Origin of the sequence: Falsirhodobacter deserti (genome assembly GCF_004015795.1) — a bacterium.
Classification (GTDB): Bacteria; Pseudomonadota; Alphaproteobacteria; order Rhodobacterales; family Rhodobacteraceae; genus Falsirhodobacter; species Falsirhodobacter deserti.
On record NZ_ML137218.1, the window covers coordinates 70,043 to 86,332 of the forward strand.

A 16,290-nucleotide genomic window follows, 5' to 3' on the forward strand; every position below is an offset into this window, starting at 1 on the left:
TGAGTGACTTTTTATGGCTTTGGCTTGTGGTAAGAAGGCGGTGACCGCCTTTCTGCAAGGATTGCCCAGCCATGGCCACGCAACGTATGCTGAAATTCGTCTCGACCTCGCGCGAGATGCCGGAGAAACGTCTGCCTGACCTCCGCTCTCGCGATTTCGACGAGATCTACCGCGAATTCGCGGATGCCAAGGCTGCCGAACAGTCCAGCCGGTGCAGCCAGTGCGGCGTGCCCTATTGCCAGTCGCACTGCCCGCTGCACAACAACATTCCCGACTGGCTGCGCATGACCGCCGAGGGCCGTCTGGAAGAGGCCTATGCCATCAGCCAGCTGACCAATACCTTCCCCGAGATTTGCGGCCGCATCTGCCCACAGGACCGTTTGTGCGAAGGCAATTGCGTCATCGAACAGTCGGGCCATGAAACGGTGACCATCGGCGCGATCGAGAAATACATCACCGACACCGCGTGGGACCGCGGCTGGGTGAAGCCCGGCCTTCCGGTGGCAGAGCGTACCGAATCCGTGGGCATCATCGGCGCGGGCCCCGGCGGCCTGGCCGCGGCCGACATGCTGCGCCGCCAGGGCGTACAGGTCACGGTTTATGATCGTTATGATCGTGCCGGCGGGCTGATGACCTATGGCATCCCCGGCTTCAAACTGGAAAAGCACGTCGTCATGCGGCGGGTGGAGCAGTTGGAAGCGGCAGGCGTGCAGTTCGTGCTGAACTGCAACGTGGGCGTGGATATCAGCTTCGATGCGATCCGCGGGCAGCATGATGCTGTTGTCATCGCAACGGGCGTTTACAAGGCGCGCGACCTGTCCGGTTCCGGTCTGGGTGCGGCGGGTATCGTGCCGGCGCTATCCTATCTGACCGCGTCGAACCGTAAAAGCTTCGGCGATGATGTGGAGGCCTACGACAACGGCCAGCTGAACGCGGCCGGCAAACGCGTCGTGGTGATCGGCGGCGGGGATACGGCGATGGACTGTGTGCGCACGGCGATCCGGCAGGGCGCGACCAGCGTGAAGTGCCTTTACCGCCGCGACCGTGCCAACATGCCCGGATCGAAGCGGGAAACGCAAAATGCCGAGGAGGAGGGCGTCGAGTTCGTCTGGCTGACAGCGCCCACCGGCTTCACCGGCGCAGATCACGTCGAAGGCGTGATCGTGCAGAAGATGCGCCTCGGGCCGCCCGATGCCTCGGGCCGCCAGTCCCCCGAACTGATCGAGGGGGCCGATTATGTCGAGCCTGCTGATCTGGTCATCACCGCCCTCGGTTTCGAGCCCGAAGATCTGCCCACGCAATGGAACGCGCCCGATCTTGGCACGACCCGCTGGGGCACGGTGAAGGCCGATTTCCGCAGCCATGCGACGAATCTTCCCGGCGTGTTCGCCGTGGGCGACATCGTGCGTGGTGCCTCGCTGGTGGTTTGGGCAATCCGCGACGGCCGCGAGGCGGCTGCGTCGGTCCTTGACTACCTTTCGGCGCCCGCACAGGTGGCGGCGGAATGATCCGCGCCGCGCTGATTTGTCTGGCGCTGCCGGTTTCGGCGCAAGCGGCGGGGTTTACCCCGCCACAAGGCTGCACCACGAAGATGACGGTGCAGTCCAAGCAATGCCGCGTTTCGAACTACTATACCTGCGGCAATGATCCGGCGGGAACGTCATGGCGCGTCGATTCCGATCAGGAAGGGCCGTTCTTCGCAACCCTGACCAATGCCGAGGGCGAGTGGCTGGAAAGCCTTGATGCCAACGGCCGGCGGATCATGGGCGAACGTGCCGACCCCGCCTCCATCAGCACGCTTTTCGCTGAAGGGCGGGACGAATACGATTTCTGGCTGAACCATGAACAGGGCACCCGCACCCATGTGACGGGCCGCGATGTGCTGACGGGACGGGCTGTCACGATCGACGGGCAGGTCCTGCAGCAGACCAAGTTCGCCTTCACCGAAATGGACGAGACGGGCCGCGTCCTGCGCCATTCGCACGGGAACGAATTCGTCAGCCAGGATCTTGGAAGTTTCTTTGCAGGTCCGTCCGAACATGATGACGGCAGTGGCAATGCCCTGGCCGTGGATGGAAGCCCAATGTCATTCGCCTTTCCGGGCGAGGACGGGTTCGAAGCCGGGCAACCGATCTTCGACTGTGACGCCGTGATTTCGTGAGGGAGAACGAGATGACTACCGGACACTGCCTGTGCGGCACGGTGCGCGTCACCCTGACCGATGCCCCCGCCGAGATGCATGCCTGCCATTGCGAGATTTGCCGCCGTCAGGGCCTGATCGGCTTTTCCGTGCAGGTGCCGGAGGGGGAAATCTCCATCAGCGGCGACACGATCCGCACCTATGCCTCGTCCGACTGGGGGCATCGTGCCTTTTGCGGCACCTGCGGCACCAACCTTTGGTTCCGCCTGAACGAAGGCGGCCCGTACTTTCTTTCCCCCGGCCTGCTGGACGATATGACCGGACTTGCCCTTGCGGACGAGATTTTCATCGATCGCAAGCCTGCCGGCTATGCCCTTGCGGGCGAACGTCCCCGCCTGACCGGCGATGAATTCTACAAAATGATCGCAAGCTCCTCGGAAGGAGGCCAGCCATGACCATCTATGACGAAAACTGGGTTGCTGCCGAGGAAGCCAAGCGCCAGTGGATGAACGATAACGGCCTGTTCCGCTTCGAGGATGAGAAATCCTCTTGCGGCGTCGGCCTTGTGGTGTCGCTGAACGGCAAGCCGGCGCGGCGCGTCGTGGAAGCCGGGATCGAGGCGCTGAAGGCCATCTGGCACCGCGGCGCCGTCGACGCCGATGGCCGCACGGGCGATGGCGCGGGCATCCATGTGCAGATCCCGGTGCCGTTCTTTTATGAACAGGTGCGCCGCACGGGGCACGAACCCGACACCACCAACCACATCGCGGTGGGTCAGGTCTTCCTGCCGCGCACGGATTTCGCCGCGCAGGAACGGTGCCGCACGATCGTGGAAACCGAAGTGCTGCGCATGGGCCATTACATCTATGGCTGGCGGCACGTGCCGGTGGATATCTCGGTTCTCGGCGAAAAGGCGAATGCGACCCGCCCCGAGATCGAGCAGATCCTGATCCGCTGCGACAAGGACATCGACGAAGAACAGTTCGAGCGCGAGCTTTACATCATCCGCCGCCGGATCGAGAAAGCAGCGCTGGAAGCCAACATCACCAGCCTTTACCTGTGCTCGCTGTCCTGCCGGTCGGTGATCTACAAGGGCATGATGCTGGCCGAACAGGTTTCGGTCTTCTACCCGGATCTTGAGGACGAGCGTTTCGAGTCCGCCTTTGCGATCTATCACCAGCGCTATTCGACGAACACCTTCCCGCAATGGTCGCTGGCCCAGCCCTTCCGCATGCTTGCCCATAACGGCGAGATCAACACGCTGAAGGGCAACGTCAACTGGATGAAAAGCCACGAAATCCGCATGGCGTCTTCGACCTTTGGCGATGCGGCGGGCGACATCAAGCCGATCATTCCGGCGGGCACGTCGGATTCCGGCGCGCTGGATGCCGTGTTCGAGGTTCTTGTGCGTGGCGGTCGCAATGCGCCGATGACCAAGACGATGCTGGTTCCCGAGGCATGGTCCAAGCAGACCGGCGAGATGCCGAAGGCATGGGCGGACATGTATGCCTATTGCAACGCCGTAATGGAGCCGTGGGACGGCCCTGCGGCGCTGGCCATGACCGATGGCCGCTGGGTGTGCGGCGGCCTTGACCGCAACGGCCTGCGCCCGATGCGCTATGTCGTGACGGGTGACGGGCTGCTGATCGCCGGATCCGAGGTCGGCATGGTCACGATCGACGAAGCTACGGTGCGCGAAAAGGGCGCGTTGGGGCCGGGCCAGATGATCGCTGTGGATATGGCCGAGGGGCGCCTTTATCACGATCAGGAACTGAAGGACAAACTTGCCGCCGACCGTCCCTTCGGCGATTGGATCGAAAAGGTGGTGGATCTGTCCGTCCTGCTGAAGGACGTGCCGGAAACCGCCCGCTTCACCGGCGCCGAACTGCGCCGCCGCCAGATTGCCGCCGGCTATTCGCTGGAGGAGCTGGAGCAGGTGCTGGCCCCGATGGCCGAAGACGGCAAGGAAATGATCGCCTCGATGGGCGATGACACGCCGGCTGCGGTGCTGTCCTCGGTTTATCGGCCGCTGTCGCACTTCTTCCGGCAGGCGTTCAGCCAGGTCACGAACCCGCCGATCGACTCGCTCCGCGAGGCGCGGGTGATGAGCCTGAAGACCCGTTTCGGCAACCTCAAGAACGTGCTGGACGAAAACTCGGGCCAGACCGAGATTCTTGTGCTGGAAAGCCCCTTCGTGGCCAATGCCGACTTCGAGGTGATGCTGAAGCAGTTCGGCGATCAGGTCGCGGTGATCGACTGCACCTTCCCCGCAGGCGGCGACATGGCCGACGCGCTGTCCCGCATCCGCGCCGAGGCGGAGGATGCTGTGCGGTCCGGTGCGGGCCATCTGGTGCTGACGGATGAACACCAGTCGGAAACGGCGGTGCCGATGCCGATGATCCTTGCCACCAGCGCGGTGCATTCGTGGCTGACGCGCAAGGGCCTGCGGACGTTCTGTTCCATCAACGTGCGGTCGGCCGAATGTATCGATCCGCATTATTTCGCGGTGCTGATCGGCTGCGGCGCCACCACGGTGAACCCGTATCTGGCGCAGGATTCCATCGCTGACCGGATCGAGCGGGGCCTGATCGAGGGCAACCTGACCGACGCCATGCGCCGTTACTGCGCCGCCATCGATGCGGGCCTTCTGAAAATCATGGCGAAGATGGGGATTTCGGTCATCTCCTCCTATCGCGGTGGCCTGAACTTCGAGGCGGTGGGTCTGTCGCGTGCGCTGGTGGCGGAATTCTTCCCCGGCATGCAGTCCCGCATCTCGGGCATCGGCCTGACCGGCCTTCAGCGCAAGGTCGAGGAGGTGCATGCCCGCGGCTGGCTGCAAGGCCAGGACGTGCTGCCCATCGGCGGCTTCTACAAGGCCCGCCGTTCGGGTGAAAAGCACGCATGGGAAGCGCAGACCATGCACATGATGCAGGCGGCCTGCGACCGCGCCAGCTATGACATCTGGAAACAGTATTCGGCTGCGCTGCGGGCCAACCCGCCCATCCATCTGCGCGATCTGCTGGACATCAAGCCGCTGGGCAAGCCCGTCCCGATCGAGGAGGTGGAAAGCATCACCTCCATCCGCAAGCGCTTCATCACGCCCGGCATGTCGCTGGGGGCGCTGGGGCCGGAGGCGCACAAGACGCTGAACATCGCGATGAACCGGATCGGTGCGAAATCCGACTCGGGCGAGGGCGGCGAGGATCCGGCGCACTTCCTGCCGGACGAAAACGGCGACAACCCCAGTGCCAAGATCAAGCAGGTCGCCTCGGGCCGGTTCGGCGTCACCGCCGAATACCTGAACGCCTGCGAGGAGCTGGAGATCAAGGTCGCGCAAGGTGCCAAACCGGGCGAGGGCGGCCAGCTTCCGGGCATGAAGGTGACCGAACTGATCGCGCGGCTGCGGCATTCCACGAAGGGCGTGACGCTGATCTCTCCCCCGCCGCACCACGACATCTATTCGATCGAGGATCTTGCCCAGCTGATCTACGACCTCAAGCAGATCAACCCGCGCGCCAAGGTCACGGTGAAGCTGGTCTCGTCCTCGGGCGTGGGCACGATCGCTGCGGGCGTGGCGAAGGCGAAGGCCGACACGATCCTGATCTCGGGTCATAACGGCGGCACAGGGGCATCGCCCGGCACCTCGATCAAGTAGGCGGGTCTGCCGTGGGAAATGGGCCTGACCGAGGCGCATCAGGTCCTTTCGATGAACAACCTGCGCGAGCGGGTGACCCTGCGCACCGATGGCGGTTTGCGCACGGGGCGCGACGTGGTCATGGCCGCGATGATGGGTGCCGAGGAATACGGCATCGGCACCGCCGCCCTGATTGCCATGGGCTGCATCATGGTGCGCCAGTGCCAGTCGAACACCTGCCCGGTGGGCGTCTGCACGCAGGACGAGGCGCTTCGCAAGAAGTTCACGGGCACTGCGGACAAGGTGGTGAACCTGATCACCTTCTATGCGCAGGAAGTGCGGGACATCCTTGCCTCCATCGGCGCACGGTCGCTGGACGAGATCATCGGCCGGGCGGACCTGCTGAGCCAGGTTTCGCGGGGTTCGGCGCATCTGGACGATCTGGACCTGAACCCGCTGCTGATCACGGTGGATGGTGCCAGCCGCATCACCTATGACCGTTCCAAGCCCCGCAACCACGTGATGGATACGCTGGACGCGGAAATCGTGAAGGACGGTGCCCGCTTCTTCGAAGAGGGTGAGAAGATGCAGCTGTCCTATGCCGTGCGCAACACGCTGCGCACCATCGGCACGCGGGCATCCAGCCACATTGTCAAGAAGTTCGGCATGCGCAACACCCTGCAGGCAGATCACCTGTCGCTGAAACTGTCGGGCAATGCCGGTCAGTCGCTGGGGGCGTTCGCGGTGCGCGGCCTCAAGATCGAGGTGCAGGGCGATGCAAACGACTATGTCGGCAAGGGTCTGTCGGGGGGCACCATCGTGGTGCGCCCGCCCATGGCAAGCCCGCTGGTTGCGGCCGACAACACGATCATCGGCAATACCGTTCTTTACGGCGCGACCGACGGCTTCCTGTTTGCCGCAGGGCGCGCGGGGGAACGCTTTGCGGTCCGCAACTCGGGCGCAAGCGTGGTGATCGAGGGCTGTGGCACCAACGGTTGCGAATACATGACCGGCGGTGTGGCGGTGATCCTCGGGTCGATCGGGGCGAACTTCGGCGCGGGGATGACGGGGGGGATGGCCTATCTTTACGATCCCGACGGCGCGGCCGAAGACATGATGAACCTTGAAACGCTGGTGACCTGCGCCGTGACGCATCCGCATTGGGAAGCGCAGCTGCGCGGCCTGATCGAAAGCCACGCGCGCGAAACGGACAGCCAGAAGGCGAACCGCATCCTGCGCCACTGGGAAACGGAACGGTCGAACTTCCTTCAGGCCTGCCCGAAGGAGATGCTGATCCACCTGCCGCATCCGCTTTCGAACGAAGCGCAGGCCGTGCCTGCCGAATGACCGGAAGGCCCGCGAAAGCGGGCCTTTTTCATTGACCGGACGCGCCCCGTCATGGCTAAAGACGGGCATGGCCGCGAAACGCTCATCATCACGATCCCGGCGCAAGGGCGCGCTTCCCGCCGGGCGGGAAGCACTGCGCAAATGGGGCCGCCGCATCGGCTTGGGGGCGCTGGCTGCTGCCGCTGCACTGGTTCTGCTGTTTGCCGCCATCACGCCGCCCATGACCCCGTACATGATGTCAGAGCGGATGCGCCTTGGCGGCATATCCCACGAAACCGTTTCCATGAATGCCATCGCCCCCGTCATGGCGCGCAGCGTCGTCGCGGCCGAGGATGCAAATTTCTGCCGCCACTGGGGGTTCGACATGTCGGCCATCCGCAGCGCGATGGCGGCGGGATCGAATCGCGGCGCCTCCACCCTGTCGCAGCAGGTGGTGAAGAACGTGTTCCTGTGGCAGGGGCGCAGCTGGGTTCGCAAGGCGTTGGAGGCAGTGCTGACCCCGGCCGTGGAACTCACATGGTCCAAGCGCCATATCCTGAACGTCTATCTGAACGTGGCAGAGTTCGGGGAGGGAATCTTCGGCGTGCAGGCGGCGGCGCGGCATTATTTCGGGGTGGATGCGGCGAATTTGACGGCGGTTCAGGCGGCGCGGCTGGCGGCGATCCTGCCCAACCCCAAGCAGCGCGATCCGGTGAATCCGACCACCTTCGTGCGCGGACGTTCCCAAGCAGCGCTTTCTGGGGCGGCAACGATCCGCGCTGATGGCCGGGCAGGCTGTTTTCAGGGCTGACCGACTTGCATTGCGCGGTGGCGCAAGCCATTCAGGGACACGCTTGCAGTATCGGAAGACTGACATGAATCGCCTGTACCATTTCGCCCTTTCGCCCTTCTGCCGCAAGGTTCGCCTGACGCTGGCCGAAAAGCGCGTCGAGGTGGAACTGGTGGAAGAGCGGTATTGGGAGCAGAACCCCGATTTCCTTCGCCGCAACCCTGCCGGCAAGGTGCCCGTCCTGCGGATCGACGGCCGCATCCTGAGCGAGAGCCAGGCCATCTGCGAATGGCTGGAGGAGAGCTTCCCCCAGCCTGCCTTGATGCCGCGCGACCCAGACAGCCGCTTCGAAGTGCGCCGCCTTTGCGCCTGGTTCGATGACAAGTTCCACCAGGAGGTCACATCGCGCCTGGTATACGAGCGTTTGAAGATCGGTGGCCGCACGCCGGATGCGCGGAACATCAAGTTCGGCTCCAGCCGGATCAAGTATCACCTCGATTACATGGCATGGCTGCTGGATCAACGCCGCTGGCTGGCCGGCGATTCGATGACGCTGGCCGACTTCGCGGCAGCCGCGCATCTGTCGTCGCTGGATTACGTCTCGGACGTGGACTGGAACCGGCATGCGGTGATCAAGGACTGGTATGCCAAGATCAAGTCGCGCCCGGCTTTCCGCACCATCCTTGCCGATCAGGTGCCGGGCCATCCGCCATCCGAACACTATGCCGATCTTGATTTCTAAGGGTTAACCGGCGCGCCTTTTGCCCTATATTGCGGGGCAGGAGGACATCGCCATGACCGAAGATCATAAAGACGATACCCGCCTTAAACAGTATACCGAGATCGAGAAGCGTCAGCAGCCCGAAGGCAGTCATCCTGCCGCAGCCGCGCTGCACCGTCGCCCCGAAACCCCCGACAGCGGGCGCCGGATCGCGGAATTTGCGCGCATCCAGCGCGGCCGCGAGACATGAAAAAGGGGGGCGTCTGCCCCCCTTTTTCCATCGTGATCAGGCGCGAACCAGCTTTTCGTAGGCCTTGGTCACGTCCTGTGTCAGTTGGCCCACCTCGAAACTGTAATCGCCGATCTGGCTGACGGGGGTGCATTCTGCCGCCGTGCCGGTCAGCCAGCACTGCTCGAACCCTTCAAGCTCGTGCGCTTCGATGTGACGCTCATGGACGGTCACGCCCCAGTCGCGAAGCATCTGGATCACGGTCTGGCGCGTAATGCCGTTCAGGAAGCAATCGGCCTTGGGCGTATGAACCTCTCCGTTCTTCACGAAGAAGATGTTGGCGCCCGTCGCCTCGGCGATATAGCCGCGATAGTCGAACATCATCGCGTCGGAAAAGCCCTTGGCCTCGGCCTCGTGCTTGGACATGGTGCAGATCATGTAAAGGCCGGCAGCCTTTGCCTGGCTGGGGATCGTTTCGGGCGAGGGGCGCTTCCACTTGGAAATGCCCAGCTTTGCGCCCTGCATCTTGGCATCGCCGTAATAGGCGCCCCATTCCCAGCCCGCGACCACCAGCTGCACCTTGTTGCGCGCGGCCGAAACGCCCATGTCATCGCCGGCCCCGCGGAAGGCCACGGCGCGCACATAGGCATCGGTCCAGCCATTGGCCTTCAGCATGGCGTACTTGGCTTCCTCGATCTGGTCGACCGTGTACGGGATCGGCATGTCCAGCAGCTCGCCCGATTTCAGAAGACGCTCCGAATGCTCGCGGCTCTTGAAGATCTTGCCGTTGTAGCAACGCTCGCCCTCGAAGACCGACGAGGCGTAATGCAGCGCGTGCGTCAGGACGTGGACCTTGGCATCGCGCCATTCCACCAGCTTGCCATCCATCCAGATCTTGCCGTCGCGGTCATCATAGGCACCAGCCATCTTTTCTCTCCTTCGCGCTGAACGTTGCGCTACATCCGGCCTTTCGGTCATATTGTTGCGCTGTGATGTCACTTTCGCTAACGGTCGTGTCTTGGAATGTCAACAACCCTGACGTAGAAGGTTATGACGATTATGGGAGGATCAATGGCGCAGGGACCGACAAGCGGCGAGCAACTGCTGTTTCTGACCGACGAGCAGTTGCGGAAAGGGGTGGAGGCGATGTTCTTCGCCTATCGCGGGTTCACCGCCGATCCCGACCGGATCCTGGAGGAATACGGCTATGGCCGTGCCCATCACCGTGCGATCCATTTCATCCATCGCAGCCCCGGCACGACTGTCAGCAACCTTCTGGCGGTGTTGGGGGTGACCAAGCAAAGCCTGAACCGCATCCTGCGCGTCTTGCTGGAGGATGGGCTGGTGGAGGCGAAGGTGGGCCGCCACGACCGGCGCGAACGCAACCTGCACCTCACCGAAAAGGGCAGGGCGCTGGAGCGGGAGCTGTCGGATGCCCAGCAGGCGCGGATGCGTGCCGCCTATCGCGCCGCAGGGCCGGTCGCGGTGCAGGGCTTCCGGCAGGTGCTGGAGGCAATGATGGACCCCGAGCTTCTTCGTCAGTATCACGGGCTGAAGGAGAAACGATGATGAACGACGCCCCGCACCTTCTGGTCGTGGATGACGACGAACGCATCCGCGGATTGCTGAAGAAATTTCTTGTCCGCAACGGCTTTCTGGTTTCGGCCGCGCGCGATGCGGCGCAGGCGCGCAAGCTGCTTGCGGGGCTGGAATTCGACATGCTGATTCTTGACGTGATGATGCCGGGGGAAGATGGCGTTTCCCTTACCCGCGATCTGCGCGACCGGATGATGACGCCGATCCTGCTGCTGACCGCGCGGGGCGAGACGCAAAGCCGGATCGAGGGGTTGGAGGCGGGGGCGGACGATTATCTGGCCAAGCCGTTCGAGCCGAAGGAGCTGCTGCTGCGCATCAATGCCATCCTGCGCCGCGTTCCGCATGTGAAACCGCAGGCCGGACCCAAGGTGCTTCATCTGGGGTATGTGCGCTATGACATGGAGCGGGGGGAGTTGTGGCGCGGCACCGATCTTGTTCGCCTGACAGCGACCGAGTCGGCCCTGATGCGCGTGTTCGCCGCCAGCCCGCACGAGCCTGTGGGCCGCGACCGCCTGATCGGCGATCTGGCGGGTGACGATCATGGCGAAACGCAGGAACGCGCGGTCGATGTGCAGATCACCCGTTTGCGCCGCAAGATCGAGGCCGATCCGCGCCAGCCCCGTTACCTGCAAACGGTGCGCGGGGCGGGCTACATGCTTGCCCCCGACTGAGGCTGGCCTTGCGCCGCGCCTGCGGCTATGGTCGCGCCCAAGGAACAAGGAGGCAGCCATGCAGATCGCCGAGATGAGCTTCGAAGACGCCATGGCCGAGCTGGAACGTGTTGTGGCAGCGCTGGAAAAGGGCGACGTGCCGCTGGAACAATCCATCGCGCTTTATGAGCGCGGCGCGGCCCTGAAGGCCCATTGCGCCACGAAGCTGAAATCTGCCGAGGAAAAGGTGGAAATGATCCGCGCACAGGAAGGCCGTGCCACCGGCACCGCTCCCGCGGAGGGGCTGTGAACTTTCAGACCCGCCTGGCCGACGCCGCCCGCACCACCGAACTGCATCTGATGAATGCGCTGTCTGCGCGCGGCGATGTGCCGGTGGTGGAGGCGATGCGCTATTCCCTTCGGGGTGGAAAACGCCTGCGGGCGTTTCTGGTGCTGGAATCGGCACGCCTGCACGGGGTGGGGGAGCGGGCGCTGCCTGTTGCCGCCTCGGTCGAGGCGCTGCACGCCTACAGCCTTGTGCATGACGACCTGCCCTGCATGGATGATGACGACCTGCGCCGCGGCCAGCCCACCGTTCATGTGAAGTGGGATGAGGCGACGGCCGTGCTTGCGGGCGACGCGCTTCAAACGCTGGCATTCGAGCTTCTGGCGGATCCCGTCATCGGAACGGCCGACCGGCGGATCGCGCTGGTTGCGGCGCTGGCCAAAGCCTCGGGCGCGGAAGGGATGGTGCTGGGGCAGGCGCTGGATATTGCCGCCGAAAGCGCTGCCAGGCCCCTGACGCTGGAGGAGATAACACGCCTTCAGGCCGGCAAGACGGGGGCGCTGATCGGGTTCTCGGCGCAGGCCGGCGCCTTGATCGCGGGTGCCGATCCCGCGCCGCTTGCCGCCTATGCCGCGGCCGTTGGCCTTGCCTTCCAGATCGCCGACGACATCTTGGACGTCGAAGGCGACGCGGCGAAGGCGGGCAAGCGGCTGAACAAGGATGCCGAGGCCCGCAAGGCCACCTTCGTTTCCCTGCTGGGGCTGGAGGGCGCGAAGAAGCGCGCTGCCGATCTGGTGGAAGAGGCGGAGGCCGCGCTTTCCTTCTACGGTGACGACGCCGCCATCCTGTGCGAAGCCGCGCGCTTCGTCATCTCGCGGGAAAGCTGAGAGAACATGACACAACCCGATACCCCGATCCTTGACCGTGTGACCATTCCCGCCGACATGAAGCGGCTGACGGACCGGGAGCTTCGCCAGCTTGCCGATGAATTGCGGGCCGAAACGATTTCGGCCGTGTCGGTCACGGGCGGGCATCTGGGTGCAGGTCTGGGCGTCGTGGAGCTGACGGTGGCACTGCATGCAGTGTTCGACACGCCCAAGGACAAGCTGGTCTGGGATGTCGGGCACCAATGTTATCCGCACAAGATCCTGACGGGCCGCCGCGACCGCATCCGCACCCTGCGGCAGGAGGGGGGACTGTCGGGCTTCACCAAGCGCAGCGAAAGCGAATACGATCCGTTCGGCGCGGCACATTCCTCCACCTCCATCAGCGCGGCGCTGGGCTTTGCGGCGGCGCGCGATCTGGGGGGGCAGCCGGGCGACGCCATCGCGGTGATCGGCGACGGGTCAATGTCCGCCGGCATGGCGTTCGAAGCGATGAACAATGCCGGCCACCTGGACAAGCGCCTGTTCGTGATCCTGAACGACAACGAGATGTCGATCGCCCCGCCGGTGGGTGCGCTGTCGGCCTATCTGTCGCGCCTTTATGGCAACGCGAAGTTCCACGAGCTGAAATCGGCGGCCAAGGGCGCCGTCAGCCTGCTGCCCGAACCGTTCCAGGAAGGCGCGCGGCGGGCGAAGGAAATGCTGAAGGGCATGGCTTTCGGCGGCACCTTGTTCGAGGAGCTGGGCTTTTCCTATATCGGCCCGGTGGACGGGCATGATCTGGATGCGCTGCTTCCCGTGCTGCGGACGGTGAAGGCCAAGGCCACGGGGCCTGTGCTGATCCACGTGATCACCAAGAAGGGCAAGGGCTATGCCCCCGCCGAACGCGCAGCCGACAAGGGCCACGCCACCGCCAAGTTCGATGTGCAGACGGGCGTTCAGTCCAAGGCCAAGGCAAACTCCCCCAGCTATACCAGGGTCTTCGCCGAGGCGCTGGTGGACGAGGCGGAGCGGGATTCGAAGATCGTTGCCGTCACGGCAGCCATGCCCGATGGCACCGGCCTTAATCTTTTCGACGGCCGTTTCCCCGAACGCTGTTTCGATGTGGGAATTGCCGAACAGCATGCTGTCACCTTTGCGGCAGGCATGGCTGCGGGCGGGATGAAGCCGTTCTGCGCGATCTATTCGACATTCCTGCAGCGTGGCTATGATCAGGTTGTGCATGATGTGGCCATCCAGCGCCTTCCGGTGCGCTTTGCCATTGACCGCGCGGGCCTTGTGGGCGCCGATGGTGCAACGCATGCCGGTTCCTTCGACGTGGCGTTTCTGGCGAATCTTCCCGGTTTCGTGGTCATGGCCGCCGCGGACGAGGCGGAGCTGGTTCACATGGTCGCCACTGCCGCTGCGCATGATGCCGGGCCGATCGCCTTCCGCTATCCGCGGGGCGAGGGCACGGGCGTGCCGCTGCCCCTGCACGGCACCCCGATCGAGATCGGCAAGGGCCGCGTGATCCGCGAAGGGGAACGCGTTGCGCTTTTGTCCTTCGGCACCCGCCTGTTCGAAGTGGAAAAAGCGGCCGAGGCGCTGAATGCCCGCGGCATTTCCACCACCGTAGCCGATGCGCGCTTTGCCAAGCCGCTGGACCGCGATCTGATCCTGTCGCTTGCGCGGAACCACGAAGCGCTGATCACGATAGAGGAAGGCGCGGTTGGCGGCTTCGGCAGCCATGTCGCGCAGCTTCTGGCCGATGAAGGCGTTTTCGATGCCGGACTGAAGTTCCGCTCGATGGTTCTGCCCGATACCTTCATCGATCAGGCCAGCCCCGCCGCGATGTATCACATCGCCGGCCTTGATGCGCCGCAGGTGGAGGCCAAGGTGCTGGAAGTGCTTGGAATCGCGTCGATCCAGAAACGTGCCTGATGTCATAGCCATGCAGCAATTGCATGGCAGTCATCGTTATCGGATCAAGGGCTTGGCGAAGGTGCTGCGCGCAGCATATGCGGGGCTGTGAACGCAGCCACAGGGATCGACGATGTCAGACACCATCAGCACCACGGCCGTCGAAATCCGTCCCGGCATCCTGCACTTCGCGCTGGCCATGGGTGGTTTCGCCATCGGCACGTCGGAATTCGCGGCGATGGCGCTGATTCCGTATTTCTCGCCCTCGCTTCAGATTGCGGAAACGACGGCCAGTCATGTCATTTCGGCTTATGCGCTGGGGGTGGTGGCGGGTGCGCCGGTGCTGGCGGTGCTGGGCGCGCGGTGGCAGCGCCGCAGCCTGTTGATCGCGCTCATGATCATCTATGCGTTGACCCATGTCGCTTCGGCCTTCGCGCAAACCTATCACGGGATGCTGGCCTATCGCTTTGCCTCGGGCCTGCCGCATGGGGCCTATTTCGGCGTGGCTTCACTTCTGGCAGCCAGCGTGGTGCCGCGCGGTCAGCGGTCGAAAGCGGTGGCGCGGGTGATGACGGGTCTGACGGTGGCCACGGTGCTGGGCGTGCCGTTTGCCAACGTGCTGGGGCAGACGGTCGGCTGGCGCTGGGGGTTCGGGGTTGTGGCCCTGCTGGCGGTGCTTTGTGCCGCGATGATCTGGATCTATGCCCCGCGGAACGAGGTGCGGCGAACCTCCTCCCCCCTCGCCGAGCTTTCGGCCCTGCGGAACCGGCAGGTGTTGCTGACGCTTCTGACGGGTGCTGTGGGCTTTGGCGGGTTTTTCGCGGTTTACGCCTATCTGACCACCACCGTGCGCGAGGTGACGCAGGCCGGAGAGGCGGCAGAGCCGCTGGTGTTGTCCGTGATCGGACTTGGGATGGTGGTTGGCACCATCGTGGTGGGCTGGTTCGCTGACCGCTGGCCGAACCTGGCGCCCTTTGTAGTGATGGCGGCCAGTGGCGCGTTGATGCTGCTTTACGCCCCCGCCGCGGCGGCCTTGGGCACGCTGCTGCCGCTGGTGTTCTTCATCGGCATGTCCGGCGCGTTGTCGATCCCGCTGCAAAGCCGCCTGATGGATGTGGCAGGCGAAGCGCAGACCCTTGCCGCGGCGCTGAACCATTCCGCCTTCAACACGGCCAATGCCATCGGCCCGGCGCTGGCTGCTGCGGCGATCGGGGCAGGCTATGGCTATCAGGCGTCGGGTTATGTGGGGGCGCTGCTGTCTGTGGCCGGGATCGTCTGCTTTGCCGTCACGCTGCGCGATGCCAGAAGGTCGGCCAGCCCCGCCCGGTAATCGGGAAAGCGCAACTGTACGCCAAGCGCCTTGATCCGGTCATTCCGCACGCGCTTGGATTCTGCATAGAAGCTGCGGGCCATCGGCGTCATCTCGGCATTCTCGAACGGGATGGCGGGGGGCACGGACAGGCCCAGAAGCTGCGCGGCATGGGCGATCACATCCTCGGGCGGGGCGGGATCATCGTCGCAGACGTTGAAGATGCCGGTTGCCGGCTGGCGGATGGAAGCTTCCAGCACCTGCGCGATGTCTTCCACATGGATGCGGCTGAACACCTGGCCGGCCTTGATGATCCGGCGCGCGGTCCCCTCCTGCACCTTTTCGAAGGGGCCGCGGCCGGGGCCATAGATGCCGGCAAGGCGGAAGATGTGGATGGGCAGAAGCGCCTGCCACTGGCGTTCGGCCTTCAGCCGCAGGACCCCGCGCCGTGTGCTGGGGGCAGGGGGTGTTTCTTCATCCACCCAACCACCGGCGTGATCGCCGTAAACGCCCGTGGTCGAAAGATAGCCTGCCCAGTGCAGCCGCAGCGCGCCGATCTGGTCCGCATGGGTGGCAAGAAACGGATCGCCTCCGTCATCCGGCGCGGCAGAGGCAAGCAGGTGCGTGACCCCGTCCGGAATGGGGGCGGGCCAGACCAGCCGCTCCACCCCCTCTTGCAGGGGTTTGGCGGGATCGCGGGTGGTCCCGATGATGCGCCAGCCCGGCGGCAGCAGGCGGCGCGCAAGGGCCGAGGCAGTGTAACCGTGGCCAAGGGCAAGAAGCGTGGGCATGGCCGAAACGTGACCTGCCCCGCGCCAAGATGCAA

General features: G+C 64.3%; 14 protein-coding genes and 1 pseudogene. 13 read left to right on the plus strand and 2 right to left on the minus strand.

Features of this window, described 5'->3' with window-relative positions; all coding sequences use genetic code 11:
* Window positions 1-71 precede the first annotated feature (71 nt).
* From JX25_RS00350 to JX25_RS14700, 7 genes and pseudogenes are all read left to right on the plus strand, one after another.
* The gene (locus tag JX25_RS00350; RefSeq protein ID WP_128253156.1) at window positions 72-1,508 is read left to right on the plus strand and encodes an NAD(P)-dependent oxidoreductase; all 1,437 of its coding nucleotides are present in this window, start codon (window positions 72-74) and stop codon (window positions 1,506-1,508) included.
* Complete coding sequence (locus JX25_RS00355) at window positions 1,505-2,161, plus strand: hypothetical protein (RefSeq protein WP_128253157.1); 657 nt, start codon at window positions 1,505-1,507, stop codon at window positions 2,159-2,161. The genes JX25_RS00350 and JX25_RS00355 overlap by 4 nt, the downstream gene beginning before the upstream one ends.
* An 11-nt stretch (window positions 2,162-2,172) precedes the next feature.
* Window positions 2,173-2,595 carry a GFA family protein gene (locus JX25_RS00360; protein ID WP_128253158.1) on the plus strand — a complete coding sequence of 141 codons (423 nt, stop codon included), beginning with the start codon at window positions 2,173-2,175 and terminating at the stop codon, window positions 2,593-2,595.
* Window positions 2,592-7,121 (plus strand): annotated as a pseudogene (gene gltB, locus JX25_RS00365) (glutamate synthase large subunit). The gene JX25_RS00360 and the pseudogene gltB overlap by 4 nt, the downstream one beginning before the upstream one ends.
* A 67-nt stretch (window positions 7,122-7,188) precedes the next feature.
* Window positions 7,189-7,911 carry a monofunctional biosynthetic peptidoglycan transglycosylase gene (gene mtgA / locus JX25_RS00370; protein ID WP_128253159.1) on the plus strand — a complete coding sequence of 241 codons (723 nt, stop codon included), beginning with the start codon at window positions 7,189-7,191 and terminating at the stop codon, window positions 7,909-7,911.
* Between the two features lie 64 nt (window positions 7,912-7,975).
* A complete protein-coding gene (gene fzlA / locus JX25_RS00375; RefSeq protein ID WP_128253160.1) occupies window positions 7,976-8,632 on the plus strand; it encodes an FtsZ-binding protein FzlA in 657 nt (218 codons plus the stop codon).
* 52 nt (window positions 8,633-8,684) lie between these two features.
* Window positions 8,685-8,861 carry a hypothetical protein gene (locus JX25_RS14700; RefSeq protein ID WP_164876013.1) on the plus strand — a complete coding sequence of 59 codons (177 nt, stop codon included), beginning with the start codon at window positions 8,685-8,687 and terminating at the stop codon, window positions 8,859-8,861.
* 36 nt (window positions 8,862-8,897) lie between these two features.
* Here JX25_RS14700 and JX25_RS00380 read toward each other — a convergent pair whose 3' ends face one another.
* Window positions 8,898-9,767, minus strand: a complete 870-nt coding sequence (locus tag JX25_RS00380) for a branched-chain amino acid aminotransferase (RefSeq protein ID WP_128253161.1) — start codon at window positions 9,765-9,767, stop codon at window positions 8,898-8,900.
* 144 nt (window positions 9,768-9,911) lie between these two features.
* On the opposite strand from JX25_RS00380, the gene JX25_RS00385 reads away from it, so the two are divergent.
* From JX25_RS00385 to JX25_RS00410, 6 genes are all read left to right on the plus strand, one after another.
* Entirely contained in the window at window positions 9,912-10,409 is a 498-nt protein-coding gene (locus JX25_RS00385) for a MarR family winged helix-turn-helix transcriptional regulator (protein WP_128253162.1), read from the plus strand.
* Window positions 10,406-11,107 (plus strand): response regulator, encoded by a 702-nt coding sequence (locus tag JX25_RS00390; protein ID WP_128253163.1) that lies wholly within the window; start codon window positions 10,406-10,408, stop codon window positions 11,105-11,107. The genes JX25_RS00385 and JX25_RS00390 overlap by 4 nt, the downstream gene beginning before the upstream one ends.
* A 58-nt stretch (window positions 11,108-11,165) precedes the next feature.
* Entirely contained in the window at window positions 11,166-11,396 is a 231-nt protein-coding gene (locus tag JX25_RS00395; RefSeq protein WP_128253164.1) for an exodeoxyribonuclease VII small subunit, read from the plus strand.
* Window positions 11,397-11,446: 50 nt separating this feature from the next.
* The gene (locus tag JX25_RS00400; RefSeq protein WP_128255123.1) at window positions 11,447-12,259 is read left to right on the plus strand and encodes a polyprenyl synthetase family protein; all 813 of its coding nucleotides are present in this window, start codon (window positions 11,447-11,449) and stop codon (window positions 12,257-12,259) included.
* Window positions 12,260-12,265: 6 nt separating this feature from the next.
* A complete protein-coding gene (dxs, locus tag JX25_RS00405; RefSeq protein WP_128253165.1) occupies window positions 12,266-14,176 on the plus strand; it encodes a 1-deoxy-D-xylulose-5-phosphate synthase in 1,911 nt (636 codons plus the stop codon).
* Window positions 14,177-14,288: 112 nt separating this feature from the next.
* Window positions 14,289-15,485: an MFS transporter gene (locus JX25_RS00410; RefSeq protein ID WP_128253166.1), complete on the plus strand. Its 1,197-nt coding sequence runs from the start codon at window positions 14,289-14,291 to the stop codon at window positions 15,483-15,485.
* Here the strand turns inward: JX25_RS00410 and JX25_RS00415 are convergent.
* A complete protein-coding gene (locus JX25_RS00415; RefSeq protein WP_128253167.1) occupies window positions 15,395-16,255 on the minus strand; it encodes an SDR family oxidoreductase in 861 nt (286 codons plus the stop codon). The genes JX25_RS00410 and JX25_RS00415 overlap by 91 nt on opposite strands.
* Between the last annotated feature and the right edge of the window lie 35 nt (window positions 16,256-16,290).

What these genes read in the sequence shown, in the direction of transcription:
- JX25_RS00360 (WP_128253158.1), top strand. Translation starts at nt 2,173, where the DNA reads ATGACTACCGGACACTGCCTGTGCGGCACGGTGCGCGTCACCCTGACC.
- JX25_RS00390 (WP_128253163.1), top strand. Translation starts at nt 10,406, where the DNA reads ATGATGAACGACGCCCCGCACCTTCTGGTCGTGGATGACGACGAACGC.
- fzlA (WP_128253160.1), top strand. Translation starts at nt 7,976, where the DNA reads ATGAATCGCCTGTACCATTTCGCCCTTTCGCCCTTCTGCCGCAAGGTT.
- JX25_RS00410 (WP_128253166.1), top strand. Translation starts at nt 14,289, where the DNA reads ATGTCAGACACCATCAGCACCACGGCCGTCGAAATCCGTCCCGGCATC.
- JX25_RS00385 (WP_128253162.1), top strand. Translation starts at nt 9,912, where the DNA reads ATGGCGCAGGGACCGACAAGCGGCGAGCAACTGCTGTTTCTGACCGAC.
- JX25_RS00415 (WP_128253167.1), bottom strand. Translation starts at nt 16,255, where the DNA reads ATGCCCACGCTTCTTGCCCTTGGCCACGGTTACACTGCCTCGGCCCTT.
- mtgA (WP_128253159.1), top strand. Translation starts at nt 7,189, where the DNA reads ATGGCCGCGAAACGCTCATCATCACGATCCCGGCGCAAGGGCGCGCTT.
- JX25_RS14700 (WP_164876013.1), top strand. Translation starts at nt 8,685, where the DNA reads ATGACCGAAGATCATAAAGACGATACCCGCCTTAAACAGTATACCGAG.
- JX25_RS00350 (WP_128253156.1), top strand. Translation starts at nt 72, where the DNA reads ATGGCCACGCAACGTATGCTGAAATTCGTCTCGACCTCGCGCGAGATG.
- JX25_RS00355 (WP_128253157.1), top strand. Translation starts at nt 1,505, where the DNA reads ATGATCCGCGCCGCGCTGATTTGTCTGGCGCTGCCGGTTTCGGCGCAA.
- dxs (WP_128253165.1), top strand. Translation starts at nt 12,266, where the DNA reads ATGACACAACCCGATACCCCGATCCTTGACCGTGTGACCATTCCCGCC.
- JX25_RS00395 (WP_128253164.1), top strand. Translation starts at nt 11,166, where the DNA reads ATGCAGATCGCCGAGATGAGCTTCGAAGACGCCATGGCCGAGCTGGAA.
- JX25_RS00400 (WP_128255123.1), top strand. Translation starts at nt 11,447, where the DNA reads ATGAATGCGCTGTCTGCGCGCGGCGATGTGCCGGTGGTGGAGGCGATG.
- JX25_RS00380 (WP_128253161.1), bottom strand. Translation starts at nt 9,767, where the DNA reads ATGGCTGGTGCCTATGATGACCGCGACGGCAAGATCTGGATGGATGGC.